Annotated in this window: 12 protein-coding genes and 1 tRNA gene; all 13 read left to right on the top strand. The window is 46.4% G+C overall.

What is annotated here, in order from left to right; genetic code table 11:
* Nucleotides 1-114: 114 nt before the first annotated feature.
* Nucleotides 115-558: a 50S ribosomal protein L11 gene (gene rplK, locus VN105_RS21035; protein ID WP_079470671.1), complete on the top strand. Its 444-nt coding sequence runs from the start codon at nucleotides 115-117 to the stop codon at nucleotides 556-558.
* A gap of 44 nt (nucleotides 559-602) precedes the next feature.
* Nucleotides 603-1,292, top strand: coding sequence for a 50S ribosomal protein L1 (rplA, locus tag VN105_RS21030; RefSeq protein ID WP_325643879.1), 690 nt, complete (start codon nucleotides 603-605; stop codon nucleotides 1,290-1,292).
* 58 nt (nucleotides 1,293-1,350) lie between these two features.
* Nucleotides 1,351-1,878 (top strand): 50S ribosomal protein L10, encoded by a 528-nt coding sequence (gene rplJ, locus VN105_RS21025; protein ID WP_325643877.1) that lies wholly within the window; start codon nucleotides 1,351-1,353, stop codon nucleotides 1,876-1,878.
* Between the two features lie 96 nt (nucleotides 1,879-1,974).
* Nucleotides 1,975-2,346, top strand: coding sequence for a 50S ribosomal protein L7/L12 (gene rplL / locus VN105_RS21020; RefSeq protein ID WP_325643875.1), 372 nt, complete (start codon nucleotides 1,975-1,977; stop codon nucleotides 2,344-2,346).
* A 218-nt stretch (nucleotides 2,347-2,564) separates the two neighbouring features.
* The gene (gene rpoB / locus VN105_RS21015) at nucleotides 2,565-6,374 is read left to right on the top strand and encodes a DNA-directed RNA polymerase subunit beta (RefSeq protein ID WP_325643873.1); all 3,810 of its coding nucleotides are present in this window, start codon (nucleotides 2,565-2,567) and stop codon (nucleotides 6,372-6,374) included.
* Between the two features lie 121 nt (nucleotides 6,375-6,495).
* A complete protein-coding gene (rpoC, locus tag VN105_RS21010) occupies nucleotides 6,496-10,794 on the top strand; it encodes a DNA-directed RNA polymerase subunit beta' (RefSeq protein ID WP_325643871.1) in 4,299 nt (1,432 codons plus the stop codon).
* A gap of 97 nt (nucleotides 10,795-10,891) precedes the next feature.
* The gene (locus tag VN105_RS21005; RefSeq protein WP_325643869.1) at nucleotides 10,892-11,593 is read left to right on the top strand and encodes a DUF4397 domain-containing protein; all 702 of its coding nucleotides are present in this window, start codon (nucleotides 10,892-10,894) and stop codon (nucleotides 11,591-11,593) included.
* Nucleotides 11,594-11,922: 329 nt separating this feature from the next.
* Entirely contained in the window at nucleotides 11,923-12,921 is a 999-nt protein-coding gene (locus VN105_RS21000; RefSeq protein WP_325643867.1) for a glycerophosphodiester phosphodiesterase, read from the top strand.
* A gap of 114 nt (nucleotides 12,922-13,035) precedes the next feature.
* On the top strand, nucleotides 13,036-13,650 hold the full coding sequence (locus VN105_RS20995) for an OmpH family outer membrane protein (RefSeq protein WP_325643865.1): 615 nt from the start codon (nucleotides 13,036-13,038) through the stop codon (nucleotides 13,648-13,650).
* 78 nt (nucleotides 13,651-13,728) lie between these two features.
* Nucleotides 13,729-15,162, top strand: a complete 1,434-nt coding sequence (locus VN105_RS20990) for an APC family permease (protein WP_325643863.1) — start codon at nucleotides 13,729-13,731, stop codon at nucleotides 15,160-15,162.
* Nucleotides 15,163-15,767: 605 nt separating this feature from the next.
* Nucleotides 15,768-16,373 (top strand): DUF4254 domain-containing protein, encoded by a 606-nt coding sequence (locus tag VN105_RS20985; protein ID WP_325643861.1) that lies wholly within the window; start codon nucleotides 15,768-15,770, stop codon nucleotides 16,371-16,373.
* Between the two features lie 10 nt (nucleotides 16,374-16,383).
* Nucleotides 16,384-17,424 (top strand): glycosyltransferase family 9 protein, encoded by a 1,041-nt coding sequence (locus VN105_RS20980; protein ID WP_325643859.1) that lies wholly within the window; start codon nucleotides 16,384-16,386, stop codon nucleotides 17,422-17,424.
* A gap of 105 nt (nucleotides 17,425-17,529) precedes the next feature.
* Nucleotides 17,530-17,600, top strand: a tRNA-Gln gene (locus tag VN105_RS20975).
* Nucleotides 17,601-17,673: the final 73 nt, after the last annotated feature.

Genomic DNA, 17,673 nt, shown 5'->3' with positions numbered 1-17,673 from the left:
CAAGTTCATAATAATATATACCTTTGCATCCCCTTTAAAAGGTTATTTTTAGTCTTTTACTTTTGGGAGTTTCCTGTTTTGCAGGGAGCGTTTAACCAAATTAAATTAAGAAACATGGCAAAAGAAATCGCAACGTACGTGAAATTGCAGGTGAAAGGCGGCCAGGCCAACCCTGCACCTCCAATTGGACCTGCGCTGGGTTCCAAAGGTGTGAACATCATGGAGTTCTGCAAACAGTTCAATGCCCGCACCCAGGATAAAATGGGTAAAGTATTGCCTGTGTTGCTGACTGTTTACACTGACAAATCTTTCGACTTCGTAATTAAAACTCCTCCGGCACCTGTACAGCTGCTGGAAGCTGCTAAATTGCAGAGTGGTTCTAAAGAACCTAACCGTAACAAGGTGGGTAAAGTTTCCTGGGCTCAGGTAGAGGCTATTGCACAAGACAAGATGGCTGATCTGAACTGCTTTACGCTGAACAGCGCTATGAAAATGGTGGCTGGTACTGCTCGTAGCATGGGTATTACTGTTGATGGTAAAGCCCCTTGGGAAAACTAATTGTTTCACCCTGTTGAGGCAGGATCTTAAAATCATTTTGACAAATGGCAACTAAAAAGAGAAAAGTAGCTGACGCTAAGCTCGAAAAAAATAAGATTTACAGCCTGAAAGAGGCTTCCAGCTTAGTTAAAGATATTAACTGTACTAAATTCGACAGTTCTGTCGATTTACATATCCGCTTAGGCGTTGATCCTAAGAAAGCAGACCAGGCGATCCGTGGTTCCGTAACGCTTCCACACGGTACTGGTAAAACTAAAAGGGTGTTGGTGCTTTGCACACCTGATAAAGAAGCTGCTGCAAAAGAAGCAGGTGCTGATTTCGTTGGACTGGATGAATTTATCCAGAAGATCGAAGCTGGCTGGACTGATGTAGACGTAATCGTAGCTACTCCTGCTGTAATGCCGAAGATCGGTAAACTGGGTAAGATTTTAGGTCCACGTAACCTGATGCCAAACCCTAAGACCGGTACTGTTACTAACGACGTTGCAGCTGCAGTAAACGATGTTAAAGGCGGTAAAATCACTTTCAAGGTAGATAAAGCTGGTATCATCCACGCTTCTATCGGTCGTGTATCTTTCGCATCTGATAAAATTGAGCAGAACTCATTAGAGCTGATCAATGCTATCATCAAGCTGAAACCAGCTACTGCAAAAGGTACTTACCTGAGAGGTCTGTCTATGGCTAGCACCATGAGTCCTGGTATTGTTATCGATACTAAATCTGTTCAAAACTAATTGATCACGAGTTGTAGCCGTTATCTGTAAAGATGGGGCTTGCTACAAACGTTATAATATGAATAAAGATCAAAAACAAGAAGCGATTGAACTGCTGAAAAGTAAGTTCTCTCAATATAGCAACTTTTATATCACTAATACCGAATCATTAACGGTAGCGCAGGTGAATGACCTGAGGAAAGTGTGCTTCGATAAGCAAGTGGAAATGAAGGTGGCTAAGAACACCCTGATCCGTAAGGCTTTGGAATCCCTGGATAGCGAAAAATATGCAGGTGTTTATGACAGTTTACATGGTGTAACTGCCCTGATGTTTTCCGACAGCCCGAAAGAACCGGCACTGATCATCTCTTCCTTCCGTAAAGCAAACGGTAAACTGGAAAAACCGGTACTGAAAGCTGCATTTGTTGCTGATGAAATATTCGTAGGCGATAATCAGCTGACTGCTTTAACCAACATCAAGACCAAGAACGAGCTTATCGGCGAAGTTATCGGTCTGTTGCAATCTCCTGCAAAGCGCGTTATTGCTGCTTTACTGGAAAAAGGCAAGAAAGAAGAAGCTGGGGTGGAAGCACCTGCAGCAGAATAATATGGCTGGCCGCGGGCTATCCATATACAACATTGGCTTCCAAGTCACAATATAATTAACAACAACATTACAAACATTACATTAAAACATTATAAAATGGCAGACGTAAAAGCATTAGCTGAACAATTAGTAGGTTTAACTGTTAAGGAAGTACAGGAACTCGCAGATGTACTGAAATCCGAGTATGGCATCGAACCAGCTGCTGCTGCAGTTGTGGTTGCTGCTGGTGGTGGCGAAGCTGCTGCTGCGGAAGAAAAAACTGCCTTTAACGTTGTACTGAAAGCTGCAGGTGCTAGCAAACTGAACGTTGTTAAGATCGTTAAAGATCTGACCGGCTTAGGTCTGAAAGAAGCGAAAGAGCTGGTTGACGGTGCACCTAAATCCATCAAGGAAGGCGTTACCAAAGCTGAGGCAGAAGACCTGAAAGCTAAGCTGACCGAAGCTGGTGCTGAAGTTGAAATTCAGTAATTCTTTGCTTAAGTATACATCTTTTAAAGGTCAAAAGTGCTTTTGCACTTTTGGCCTTATTCCCTTTGGGAAAGTGTCTTTTTCAGAGAGTCAAAACGGGGAATCACTACCAGGTGACTTTGACCACGTGCAGAAGGCATAAATAAATTGGGATGGTATTGGCAAAGAAATCTTAATTTCCCTAATTCTTACAAGTCATATAACTGCTAACTTCGAATATGTCTCTAAAAAAAGCCCAAACAAACGAAAGAGTAAATTTTGGAAAGATCAAACAAGTTACTGAGACACCGGATCTGTTGGCTATCCAAATCCAATCTTTCAAGGATTTCTTCCAATTAGAAACCACACCAGACAAGCGAAACAACGAAGGCCTTTTTAAAGTATTTAAAGAGAACTTCCCGATTACAGATACCAGAAATATCTTTAATCTGGAATTCCTTGATTATTTCGTGGATCCTCCGCGTTATACCATCGAGGAGTGTATTGAGCGCGGGCTTACTTATTCCGTACCGTTGAAAGCGAAACTCCGCTTAAGCTGTAATGATGAGGAGCATGTGGATTTCCAGACGATTGTGCAGGATGTGTTCTTAGGAAACATTCCGTACATGACTCCAAGAGGTACTTTCGTTATTAATGGTGCTGAGCGTGTTGTTGTATCCCAACTGCACCGTTCACCTGGTGTTTTCTTTGGTCAATCTGTACATCCGAACGGAACCAAGATCTACTCTGCAAGGGTGATCCCGTTCAAGGGCGCATGGATGGAGTTTGCAACGGACATCAACAACGTGATGTACGCTTACATCGACCGTAAGAAGAAATTCCCGGTAACCACCCTGTTGCGTGCCATCGGCTATGAAACAGATAAAGATATTCTGCAGCTGTTTGGCATGGCAGATGAAGTAAAAGCAGACAAGAAAAGTCTTGATAAATATGCCGGCAAGAAGCTGGCAGCCCGCGTTTTAAGAAGCTGGGTGGAAGACTTTGTGGATGAAGATACTGGTGAAGTGGTGAGCATCGAGCGTAATGAAATTATGCTGGAGCGCGATAGCATCCTGGACGAAGCGAATATCGAAACCATTGTAGACATGGGATTGAAAAGCGTGTTTGTTCAGAAAGAAGAGGTGAGTGGTGATTTCTCCATCATCTACAATACATTAAACAAGGATACATCTAACTCCGAGCTGGAAGCCGTTCAGCACATCTACCGCCAGTTGCGCGGGGCTGATGCGCCGGATGACGAAACAGCAAGGGGTATTATTGATAAATTGTTCTTCTCCGACAAACGTTACGATTTAGGTGACGTGGGTCGTTACAAGATCAACAGAAAATTAGGTCTTCCTACCCCGTTAGACATGAAAGTGCTGACGAAGGACGACATCATCTCCATCATCAAGTACCTGGTACAGCTCACCAACGGTAAGGCGGAAATCGATGATATCGATCACCTGTCTAACCGCCGTGTACGTACTGTAGGCGAGCAGCTATATGCTCAGTTTGGTGTTGGTCTTGCACGTATGGCACGTACCATCCGTGAAAGAATGAACGTACGTGATAACGAGGTATTTACGCCGGTAGACCTGATCAATGCGAGGACCTTGTCTTCCGTGATCAACTCCTTCTTCGGTACTTCCCAGTTGTCACAGTTCCTGGATCAAACAAACCCGTTGTCTGAAATCACGCATAAACGCCGTATTTCCGCTCTCGGGCCCGGTGGTTTGAGTCGTGAAAGAGCAGGCTTTGAGGTGCGTGACGTTCACTACAGCCACTATGGCCGTTTGTGTACCATTGAAACACCGGAAGGTCCGAACATCGGTCTGATCTCCACCCTTTGCGTTCACGCGAAGGTGAATGAGATGGGCTTTATTGAAACACCTTACCGTAAAGTAAGCAGCGGTAAAGTGGATATGCATAAAGTGGAGTTCCTGAGCGCTGAGGAAGAAGATTCTGTGAAGATTGCGCAGGCGAACGCCCCACTGGATGACAAAGGCCACTTTGTAAATGATAAGGTGAAATCCCGCGAAACCGGCGACTTCCCGATCCTCGACAGGGATGAAGTGGAATTTATGGACGTGGCGCCTAACCAGATCGTAGGTTTGAGTGCATCACTGATTCCGTTCCTGGAACATGATGATGCCAACCGTGCGTTGATGGGATCAAACATGCAACGTCAGGCCGTGCCACTGCTGAATCCGGAAGTTCCTATCGTGGGAACCGGCCTGGAAGGCAAGGCAGCGCGCGACTCCCGTTTGCAGATCACCGCAGATGGTAATGGTGTGATCGAATTTGTGGATGCAAATGAAATCCATGTTCGTTACGAACGTGATGAAATGCAGAAACTGGTAAGCTTTGAAGACGATCTGATCGTTTACACACTGACCAAATTCGTAAAAACCAACCAGAGCACCTGTATTAACCTCAGACCTTGCGTAAAGAAAGGTCAGCGTGTTAAGGATGGCGACTTCTTAACAGAAGGTTATGCTACCCGTGGTGGTGAACTGGCGCTGGGACGCAACCTGAAGGTAGCGTTCATGCCATGGAAAGGTTACAACTTTGAGGATGCGATCGTAATTTCCGAGCGTGTTGCACGTGAGGACCTGTTTACCTCCATCCACATTGATGAATATGAACTGGAAGTTCGTGATACCAAGCTGGGTGAAGAAGAGCTGACCCCGGATATTCCCAACGTAAGTGAAGAGGCTACAAAAGACCTCGACCAGAACGGTATTATCCGTGTAGGTGCGCACATTAAGGAAGGCGATATCCTGATCGGTAAAATCACTCCGCGTGGTGAATCTGATCCTTCTCCTGAAGAAAAACTGTTAAGAGCGATCTTTGGTGACAAGGCTTCTGATGCGAAAGACGCTTCACTGAAAGCGCCTCCGTCAACAGAAGGTGTGGTGATTGATAAGAAACTGTTCAGCCGCGCGAAGAAAGATAAAAATTCCAAAACCCGCGAAAAAGCAGCTATCGAGAAACTGGAGAAAATTCACCAGAAGAATGCGGAAGACCTGCTGGAAGTGCTCATGAGCAAGTTGCAGGTATTACTGAAGGATAAAGTATCCCAGGGTATTACCAACACTTACGGTGAAGTACTGATTTCAAAGGGTTCCAAGTTCTCTCCGAAGAACCTGGTAAACATTGATTTCATGAACGTAAACCCGCTGGGCTGGACAACAGACGAAGTGGTGAACGATCAGATCAATACCCTGCTGCATAACTATAACATCAAGTTCAACGAAGAGCTGGGCCGTTACAAACGTGAGAAGTTCAACATCTCTATCGGTGATGAGCTGCCAGCCGGTGTACTGAAACTGGCGAAGGTTTACCTGGCCAGCAAACGTAAGCTGAAAGTAGGGGATAAGATGGCGGGACGTCACGGTAACAAGGGTATCGTTGCCAAGATCGTGCGTGATGAAGACATGCCGTTCCTGGAAGATGGTACACCACTGGATATTGTACTGAACCCACTCGGGGTACCTTCCCGTATGAACCTCGGACAGATCTATGAAACCGTATTGGGTTGGGCTGGTCTGAAACTGGGTGTACGTTTTGCGACGCCGATCTTTGATGGTGCTACTACCGAAGAAATTGCTTCTTATATTAATGAAGCTGGCCTGCCAAGCTTTGGTCACGCTTACCTGCACGACGGTGAAACGGGCGACCGCTTCCACCAGAAAGCAACCGTGGGTGTTATCTATATGCTTAAACTGAGCCACATGGTGGATGATAAGATGCACGCCCGTTCTATCGGACCGTACAGTCTCATTACCCAACAGCCGCTGGGTGGTAAAGCCCAGTTTGGTGGTCAGCGTTTTGGTGAGATGGAGGTATGGGCACTGGAAGCATACGGTGCATCCAACATCCTGCAGGAACTGCTTACTATTAAATCTGATGATATCGTGGGTCGTGCCAAAGCATATGAATCAATCGTGAAGGGCGACAACATACCGAAAGCCGGTGTGCCTGAATCCTTCAATGTATTGATCCATGAATTGCGTGGTCTGGGTCTGGATCTGAAATTTGACTAAGAGCTTTTAGCTACCAGCCATTGGCAGTAATGCCATTGGCTGATAGCTTGGATATTTCGCAGGAATAAAATTTTTGTCGCTGGCTTACCACCAACGGCTAACAGCTAAAAGCTAATTACAGATGGCTATCAAAAAAGAAAATCGTCCTAAATCAAATTTTAACAGCATTACCATCAGTCTGGCTTCTCCGGATGTTATCCTGGAGCGTTCATACGGTGAGGTGCTGAAACCTGAAACCATCAACTACCGTACTTACAAGCCGGAACGTGATGGTTTATTCTGCGAAAGGATATTCGGGCCTGTAAAGGATTACGAATGCTATTGCGGAAAATATAAACGTATCCGTTATAAGGGTATTGTGTGTGACCGTTGTGGTGTTGAGGTAACGGAGAAGAAAGTACGTCGTGAGAGAATGGGCCATATTCGTTTAGTGGTGCCCGTTGTACATATATGGTATTTCAAATCCCTGCCTAACAAGATCGGTTACCTGCTTGGAATGAGTTCCAAGAAACTGGAAACCATCGTTTACTATGAAAGATACGTAGTGATCCAGGCGGGTATGAAACAGGAAAAAGGCATGAACTACGGTGACCTGCTCACTGAAGAAGAATACCTGGATATCCTGGACACCTTACCAAAAGACAATCAGCTGTTACCGGATGAAGATCCTAACAAGTTTATTGCTAAGATGGGTGCCGAAGCGGTGGAAATGATGCTGGCCCGTATTGACCTGGACGGCCTTTCTTACCAGCTGCGTAACCAGGCTGCCACTGAAACTTCCCAGCAACGTAAAGCGGAAGCGCTGAAGCGTTTGAGCGTGGTGGAAGCATTCCGTGAAGCCAATGGCCGTGTGGAAAACCGTCCTGAATGGATGGTAATGCAATATATTCCTGTGGTACCACCAGAACTGCGTCCGTTAGTGCCGCTGGATGGTGGCCGTTTTGCGTCTTCCGACCTGAACGATCTTTACCGCAGGGTAATTATCCGTAACAACCGTCTGAAACGTTTGATCGAAATTAAGGCGCCTGAGGTGATCCTTCGTAACGAAAAACGTATGCTGCAGGAAGCAGTGGATTCCCTGTTTGACAACTCCCGTAAATCCAACGCGGTGAAAGCGGAAGGTGGTCGTGCACTGAAATCCCTGTCGGATGTACTGAAAGGTAAACAAGGCCGTTTCCGTCAGAACCTGCTCGGTAAACGTGTGGATTATTCCGGACGTTCTGTTATCGTGGTAGGACCTGAACTGAAGCTGCACGAGTGCGGTTTGCCAAAAGATATGGCGGCGGAACTGTTCAAACCATTTATTATTCGCAAACTGATTGAAAGAGGCATCGTTAAAACCGTAAAATCAGCGAAAAAGCTGGTAGACCGGAAAGAAGCGGTGGTTTGGGATATCCTGGAAAACGTGCTGAAGGGTCACCCGGTGATGTTAAACCGTGCGCCAACCCTGCACCGTTTGTCCATACAGGCTTTCCAGCCTAAACTGGTGGAAGGTAAAGCGATCCAGCTGCACCCGCTCGTGTGTTCTGCGTTCAACGCGGATTTCGATGGTGACCAGATGGCGGTACACGTGCCTTTGAGCAATGCTGCAATCCTGGAAGCCCAGCTGCTGATGCTGTCTTCACATAACATTCTTAACCCGCAGAATGGTACGCCTATCACCCTGCCTTCACAGGACATGGTGCTTGGTTTGTACTACATCACCAAGGGTAAGAAAACAATGGGTGATGTAGTAGTGAGGGGAGAAGGTAAAGCTTTCTACTCTGCTGAAGAAGTAATCATCGCATTGAACGAAGACCGTATCGATCTGCATGCACACATCCGTGTTAAAGCTGATGTGAGAAATGCAAATGGTGAACTCGAGAAGAAACTGATCGAAACAACGGTAGGCCGCGTGCTGTTCAACCAGTTCGTACCTAAAGCTGCCGGTTATGTAAACGCACTGCTGACCAAAAAATCATTGCGTGAAATCATCGGTGATATCATCAAAGCAACCAACATCCCGGCAACTGCCAAGTTCCTGGACGACATCAAGCAATTAGGTTTCCGCATGGCGTTCCGCGGTGGTCTGTCATTTAACATTAATGACCTGATCATCCCGGATGTTAAGCAAGACATGATTGATGGCGCTTCCAGCGAGGTAGACGAGGTTTGGGATAACTATAACATGGGTCTGATCACCAACAACGAACGTTACAACCAGATCATCGATATCTGGTCACGTGTGGATACGAAGGTGACAGAAACCCTGATCCGTGAGCTGGCAACAGACAAGCAAGGATTCAACTCTGTATACATGATGTTGGATTCCGGTGCGCGTGGTTCCAAGCAGCAGATCAAACAGCTGGCTGGTATCAGGGGGCTGATGGCCAAGCCGCGTAAGAGTGGATCTACCGGTTCCGAGATCATCGAAAACCCGGTATTGTCCAACTTTAAAGATGGTTTGAACGTATTGGAATACTTCATCTCTACGCACGGTGCCCGTAAGGGTCTTGCGGATACGGCGTTGAAAACGGCGGATGCGGGTTACCTGACCCGTCGTCTGGTAGACGTTGCGCAGGATGTGGTGATCAATGAGGAAGATTGCGGTACCCTCCGTGGTATTGCTACTTCAGCGTTGAAAGATAATGAAGAAGTGATTGAAACACTGTACGACCGTATCCTCGGACGTACTTCCCTGCACGATGTATTTGATCCTCATAATGATGATGAGCTGATCGTTGCTGCCGGCGCTGAGATCACTGAAGAAATTGCACACAGGATTGAAGAAAGTGCAATTGAAACCGTAGAGATCCGTTCTGTACTCACCTGCGAAAGCCGCAGGGGTGTATGCGTGAAATGTTACGGTAAAAACCTGGCGAGCGGTTATACTGCACAGAAAGGTGATGCCGTGGGTATCATCGCTGCACAGTCGATCGGTGAGCCTGGTACACAGCTTACACTGCGTACCTTCCACGTGGGTGGTGTTGCCGGTTCTACTTCCGTTGAATCCGGTTTACCAGCCAAGTTTGATGGTACTGTTCAATTCGATGGCTTACGTACTACCACCTACGAAAACAACGATGGTGAAAAAGTACAGGTGGTTATCGGCCGTACCGGTGAGTTGCGTATCATGGACGTGAAAAATGACCGTCTGCTTGTTACCAACAACATTCCTTACGGTTCTACCCTGCTGGTGAAAGACGGGCAGAAAGTGGTGAAAGGTGATATGATCTGTACATGGGATCCGTTCAACGCCGTTATCGTGTCTGAAATTCCTGGTAGCATCCGTTTCGACAGCATCATCGAGGGTATTACCTTCCGTGAAGAAGCTGATGAACAGACCGGTCACCGTGAGAAAGTGGTAATTGAAACAAAAGATAAAAACAAGATCCCGTCTATCATGGTAGATGGTAACAAAGAGGTGAAATCCTACAACTTACCGGTTGGTTCACACATCGTCATCTCCGAAGGTGATAAAGTAAGAGCCGGACAGGTAATTGTGAAGATCCCCCGCGTTATCGGTAAACTGAGAGATATCACGGGTGGTTTGCCACGTGTAACTGAGCTGTTTGAAGCACGTAACCCGAGCAACCCTGCCATCGTTTCTGAAATTGACGGTGTGGTAGCTTTTGGTAACATCAAACGTGGTAACCGCGAAATCATCATTGAAAGCCGTGAAAGCCAGGTGAAGAAATACCTGGTGCCGTTAACACGTCACATCCTGGTTCAGGACGGCGACTTTGTGAAGGCCGGTACTTCCCTCTCCGACGGTTCTACTACTCCCGCGGATATCCTGTCTATCAAAGGACCGTTTGCCGTACAGGAATACCTGGTAAATGAAATCCAGGAAGTATACCGCTTACAGGGTGTGAAGATCAATGATAAACACATCGAGGTGATTGTTCGCCAGATGATGCGTAAAGTAAACATCGAAGATCCGGGTGATACCCGCTTCCTCGAAGGTGATACAGAAGACAGGTTCGATTTCTTCGAAGAAAACGATATGATCTTTGATAAGAAGGTTGTAACTGAAGCAGGTGAATCAGCTAACCTGAAAGCAGGTCAGATTGTAACACTGCGCCAGGTTCGTGAAGAAAACTCCCTGTTACGTCGTGCAGATAAGAAACTGGTAGAGTACCGTGATGCACAGCCGGCTACATCCAGCCCGCTCCTGCAGGGTATTACGAAAGCGTCTCTCGGTACACGTAGCTGGATCTCAGCCGCTTCGTTCCAGGAAACCACCAAAGTATTGTCGCAGGCTGCCATCAACGGTAAGATCGACGATATGATGGGTCTGAAGGAGAATGTGATCACAGGTCACCTGATCCCTGCCGGTACCGGTTTACGCGAGTTCGAGAACATGATCGTAGGTTCGAAAGAAGAATACGACATCCTGGCCTCTTCCAAAGAAGTGTTCCAGTTTGACGAAGAAGAATAGTATTATACAGATATTAAAACAGAAGCGCTTGCCCCAAAGGCAGGCGCTTTTTGTTTTAATATCATTACATTTGGGTCCGTAAAAAGAAGCGGATTTCATGAAACACCTGATCATTCCTGTTTTAGTATTGCTGGTGATAATAGGCGCCTGTAAAAAGAACAGTGACAGTGCAGTGCCCGATACCCACGGCAGCTTTTTGTTTGTAAATGCAGCGCCCGGTGATGTTCAGTATAATGTGAAACTGGATACGTTCAGCGTTGGGAATAATATAGGTTATGGAACCAATACCGGGTATAAATCTTTACGCGCGCAAAAATATAACCTGATCATTGCAGACAGCCGGCAGCCGGATAAGGAGTTGTTACGGGCGCAGATCTATCTTCGAAACAACCGTTATTATTCTGCTTTCCTGGGCGCCGACAGCGCCGGCGCTACTATGCTGATCATTACAGAAGATGATCTCAGTGATCCGGGGGCGGGACTGGCTAAATTCAGGTTGATTAACTTTGCGCAGGGCTTCAGGCCGGATCGTTCACCATTGCTCATGGACCTGTATTCCGATACGCTTCCGCGTTTTTTCAGCAGGATTCCGTTTCCTGCACAAACTGGTTTTGCTCCGCTTTGGGGTGATAGCGCCCATTACAAGATCAATTTCCGCTCGGCCGATTCTTCCAATACTTCCAAAGCATTGAAAACCGTGGACATGGCCACTCAAACCGGGAAGATTTACACCCTTATCAGCAATGGCTATCCGCTGGATCCTGCCAGGTTCAATGTACTGGTGATACAACACAATTAAAGCGCGGGCAGGAACAGTGACAGCGCGGTGCCTGACACCAACTGAGGTAGTGGAAGCCTATGCGACGCTACTCAGCAGGAACAGTGACAGCGCAGTGCCTGACACTCTATCGGGAAAGCGGATCCACCGGTTTCCGGTTATGCAGGAACAATTACCTTGCAGCGCCCGGCCCCCCCAGCTTTTCGTTTGTAAATGCAGTGCGGACAATTTAAAAGCTTTATATTAATTTAATAGGATGATTTTCCACCTATGGGATGGAAATAGATAAATTGCGCGCTATTTTCAGGACAAACGCAGATAACATGAACAATTGCAAAAAAATATTTCTGATGGCAGGGATCACCTTGATGGGTACAGCTGCCGCAGGGCAACAGGCCAGCGCTCCTTACCTGGACGCCTATACGATTCCCGTTCAGCAAAAGAACGCCGTAATCGGGAAGATCTACAACAGGGACGGGCAGCTATCGGCTGCCACATTGCTGGAAGACAAATCGGGACTATTTACCATTAGCGGTCATGAGTTAAAACTGAAGAAGAAAGCAGCAGTAAGTAAAGAAGGCAGCTTTACCTATCCTGTACGCATTAAGGCAGGTGCAGACACCGCTGATTTCCTGCTGGTGGCGGATGATTTCATCCGTAATAAAGTGGTAGCCCACCGTGGAGCATGGAAGCACCATGAGGGAAGCCAGAATAGTATTACCTCCCTGAAAGATGCTATGAAGCTGGGTTGTGAAGGATCGGAGTTTGATGTGTGGTTATCTTCAGATAATGAGATGGTGATTTCGCATGACCCGGAAATAGGAGGAAAGAAGGTAGAAGAAAGCACGCTGGCAGACCTGCAAACGGTGCAGCTGAAGAACGGGGACAGGGTGCCTACGCTGGAAGAGTTCATTGACGTGATCATGGAGCAACACCGTACAAGGCTGGTGCTGGAGTTAAAGCCATCGCGTACCGGCAGGGGGGATCTGCTGGCTGCCAAAGCAGTAGCAATGGTGCAGGCGAAGAAGGCCCAGGCGTGGATGTTTTATATCAGCTTTGACTACAATATCTGCAAAAAAATAAAAGAACTCGATCCTGCGGCTAAAATAGCTTATCTCAATGGCGACAAAACGCCTGCACAGCTACAGGCAGACGGAATATGGGGGCTTGACTATCACCAGCAGGTGTTTAAAAATGATCCCCGGCTGATAGCTACTGCGAAGCAGCATAAAGTAACCACCAATGCCTGGACGATAGATAACCCGGAAATAATGGATGATTTGCTGAAAAACGGGGTAGATTATATTACCACTAACGAGCCGGAGATCCTGTTGGATAAGGTGAAATAATAATATTAGTTAAAACCTAGCTAAAAAAGCGGATAGGAATATGAAAATCCGGTAAAAACCTTATTTTAGCCGTTCCATTTTTAAAATGTACTTAAAGCAAATCCACCTATTAACATGCGCACTTGTAAACAATTAGTGACCAAAGGATTATTGGCGGCGTTTTCAGCCGGATTATTGATGTCTTGCCAGGGAAATAAAGCTGGTAACAGTGCGCCAGCTGCAACTTCTGCGGCAAACAGCAGTACTCCTGCTGCGGGTAGTTTCAAAATTGCCTATGTAGACCTGGACTCACTGGAAGCGCATTTTGAGTATTTCAAGGAAAAGAGAGCGGTGCTGGAACAGAAGCAGCAGCAGATGGACAACCAACTGAAAGGCAAGGCCAGGGCATTGCAGAGCGAGTATGAAGATCTGCAGCGCAGGGCGTCTACGCTTACCCAGGAACAGGGTGAGTCCGCACAACGCAGCCTGATGTCCAAACAACAGCAGCTGGAGCAGGAAGCGCAGAACCTGCGTGCTTCCTATACAGAGCAGGAAACCAAATTCAACGAGGAATTACAGAAGAGACTGGATGATTTCCTGAAAGCATTCAATGCCGACAAACGTTTTGCATATATATTCTCTTACCGCAGCACAGCCAGCAACATCCTGTATAAAGATCCGGCTTACGATGTAACACCGGAAGTTATTAAGGGTATGAACGAGAATGGTTCAGCAGCTTCTGCCAAATAAGCGGATAAACCATCAGAAAAATTTTCTACCTTATAGTCCCGGTTCCCTTATGAGCCGGGATTTTTTATAAATATCAATATGGAAATCAACCAAACTAAGTCATTCAAGCCATCCCTGGGCCTGTTGGACGCCACCATGATAGTAGCGGGTTCCATGATCGGTTCCGGGATCTTTATTGTAACGGCAGAAATAGCCCGGAGTGTGGGCGGCGCCGGATGGATCACCGCCATGTGGGTGCTCGCCGGAGTGGTAACGCTGATTGCCGCGCTCAGTTACGGGGAGTTATCAGGAATGTTCCCCAAAGCAGGCGGGCAGTATGTGTATCTCCGGGAAGCCTACAATCCGTTTATTGCATTTTTATTTGGCTGGACGCAGTTCGGCGTTATTCAAACCGGTACCATTGCTGCGGTGGCGGTGGCCTTTGCCAAGTTTACCGCTTACCTGATCCCGGGTTTCAGCGAGAAGAATATACTGCTGGATGCTGGTATTGTGCAAATTTCCGCAGCCCAGGTAGTAGCTATTATATCTATCATCTTACTAACATTTATTAACACCCGTGGTGTACACCATGGTAAACTGATACAAACGGTATTTACGCTGGCGAAGCTGCTTTCACTATTCGGGCTTATTATTTTCGGATTACTGTTTGGCGCAAAAGCGGAGATCTGGAATGTGAACTGGCAGCATGCCTGGGATGCGGCAGCAGTTACTTCCCAGAATGGAACGGTAGTAACAACTGCCTTATCGGGGCTGGCGTTATTTGGCGCTATCGCTGTTTCTATGAAAGGTTCCTTGTTTTCCAGCGATGCCTGGAACAATGTAACTTTTATTGCAGGGGAAATTAAGAACCCGGCCAAAAATATCGGCCGTTCCCTGTTCCTGGGAACGCTGATTGTGACCATCATTTATGTGAGCTGTAACCTGATGTACCTGGCCGTACTACCGCTGAATGAAATTGCATTCGCTGCTAACGACCGTGTAGCCGTGGCAGTCACTGAAAAGATCTTTGGTTCCAGCGGTGCAATTATCATTGCCGTGATGATCATGATCTCTACTTTTGGTTGTAATAACGGGTTAATCCTGTCTGGTGCGAGGATCTATTACACGATGGCAGAAGATAAGTTGTTCTTTAAAAAAGCAGGTGAGCTGAATAAACACAGTGTGCCCGGCTATGGTTTGTGGATCCAGTGTGCGTGGGCTTCCATGCTTTGTTTAACGGGAAGATACAATGATCTGCTGGCACTGGTAATTTTTGGTGTGTTGATATTTTATGTATTAACGATCCTGGGTATTTTTATTTTGAGGAAGAAGCGCCCGGAGGCAGAGCGGCCCTACAAGGCATTTGGTTACCCGGTGCTGCCGATGATCTATATTATTGTGGCGTTATCGCTGGCCGCCCTGTTGCTGGTGTTTGAAACCAGCTATACTTTACCGGGATTAGGCATTATATTATTGGGTATTCCACTTTATTATGCCACCAAAATAAAGCTGACGGCTGGTTCAGAAAGCTAATTTGGACAAAAAAACAGACTAATTACCACTAACGTTGTATAAAAAAGAGGGGTCACTGCAGTGTAAAATGCAGTGGCCCCTTTTAATTTGCACTAAGACACACGGACATCACGATGTCCACTTTTAAACCCTGAGTATTTAGAAAACCCGGTACTATTTGAGAATAATTAAACAAATGAAGTTGTCAACATTAGCAGAGGAAATCCCATAAAAGTAGTGGTGAGCGCCACTTCTGATTGATGAATAATATAACGTCTGTGATCCTGGCCCTGTAATTGGTGATCTGATTTTTTGTTAACAGCTATTTATTAAACACCCTCAATAAAAACGTGTAGCCATTAGAGTGATTGACTTTTACTGCGTTCAAAAAATATTCAAAACAACAAATAATCATAAAATATTATTGCCAGCGTGGTGCAATGGCATCATTTACGGTAAAAAAGGAAATAAGGTGGTATAACCTTGACGGCATTTCAACCCCAAGATAACCATTGAAAGCCTTCACGATTTGCATTCTCGAACATTCACATGACAATCTTTTACAATAAGCGTATGGTCTCTACCATGCGCTTCTTTTTTGTTGTCAGCCTTTGTACATTTGCGACATGTTTACACAATTGTGCAATAAGATATTTAACCAGAGTATCGTGGCCTACCATGAGCACAATGATGTGCATCAGGCCATTTCCAATCCCTATGAAAAGAGCAGCATTGAACACCTGCTTTTCCTGAAAAACTGGATAGACACGGTGCAGTGGCACCTGGAAGATATTATCCGCGATCCGGATATTGACCCGGTGGAAGCATTGGGAATTAAGCGCTGGATAGACCGTTCCAACCAGGAACGTACAGACGTGGTGGAATATATAGACAGCTATTTCCTGGAGAAGTACAGCAAAACGGTACCCGCTGCAGATGCCGCCATTAATACGGAAAGCCCTGCGTGGGCAATAGACCGGTTGTCTATTTTAGCCCTGAAAATTTATCATATGCAGGAGGAGGCCACCCGTACAGACGCTACCCCTGAGCACCGCGCCGCCTGCCAGCGTAAGCTGGATATACTCCTGGAGCAGCAAAAAGATCTGGGTACCGCTATTGAGGCGCTCCTGGCCGATATTGCCGGCGGCAGAAAGTTTATGAAGGTATACAAGCAAATGAAAATGTATAACGATCCTTCCCTGAACCCGGTTTTATACAAGAACGAAAAATAAACTTCCATATTTGGGCACAGTTAAAACGATATTGGTTACCCGGTTGTCTGCCATGGGCGATGTAGCCATGACCATTCCTGTAATGAAACAGGTACTGGATGAAAATCCGGATGTGGAGATTGTTTTTGTGACCAACCGGAACTGGGGTGCTTTGTGTGCGGGTATTCCCCGGCTCACCTTTTTTCCTGCAGATGTAAAAGGCACTCACAAAGGAGTAAAAGGATTGTATCGCCTGTTCCGTGAAGTGAGAAGCGCCCACGGGATAACGGCAGTGGCAGACCTGCACAATGTGCTGAGATCCCAGATCATCCGGACCTTTTTCCGCCTGAGCGGTATCCCTGTAGTGGCTATTGACAAGGGCCGGGCAGGAAAGAAGGCGCTAACCCGCCGTGAAAACAAGGTATTACAACCCCTTACCAGCACCATAGAAAGATATGCCAGGGTTTTCCGGCAACTGGGCCTTCGCTGTGAGATGGGGCGTAAACCCGTTTTTCAGCCCCGTATGCTGCCTGGATCAGTGACTGCAGTGACTGGTTCCAAACAAGGTAAAAAGTGGATAGGACTGGCTCCTTTTGCGACTTACAGGGAGAAAATGTATCCTTTGGAGAAAACGGCAGCTGTTTTAGGTATGCTGGTGCGGGAACAGGGAATACAGCTGTTTCTTCTCGGAGGTGGTAAACAGGAGATAGCTTTACTGACCCAACTGGCGGCGCAGTACCCGGAGGTAATTGTGGTGGCGGGGCGTTTTTCCCTGGATGAGGAAATGGCACTGATCAGCCAGCTGGATGTGATGATCAGTATGGATTCGGCCAATATGCACCTGGCTTCCCTGTTTGGAGTGCCGGTAGTATCTGTTTGGGGCGCCACTCATCCTTTTGCAGGGTTTATGGGGTATGGGCAAGCACCGGAAAATGCTATCCAGGTTCCCGATCTTCCGTGTCGTCCCTGTTCCGTATTTGGTAATAAACCCTGTTTCAGAGGGGATTATGCCTGTATGGAGTGGATAAAACCGGCGCAGATAGTAGAGAAAGTGAATGAGATGGTTTTGTAAAGGCTTTACAGTAAAGGATTTCGAAGGATATTTTAAAAATATTGCAAGTTTTTTTTGCAGAAATAAAAAAAGTTATACTTTTGCCATCCCAAACAACAAGGGTATTGCCCAATAGTATAATGGTAGTACGACAGATTTTGGTTCTGTTTGTCTAGGTTCGAATCCTGGTTGGGCAACAAGGAAAACAAACACTATCAGTGTTTAATGATTTTTAAAACCGCTATAGTTTACGACTATAGCGGTTTTTTA

It is taken from the genome of Chitinophaga sp. (assembly GCF_035564935.1).
Classification (GTDB): domain Bacteria; phylum Bacteroidota; class Bacteroidia; order Chitinophagales; family Chitinophagaceae; genus Chitinophaga.
Note: the sequence above shows the minus strand (reverse complement) of the source record. Positions and strands in the feature narration are given on the sequence as shown.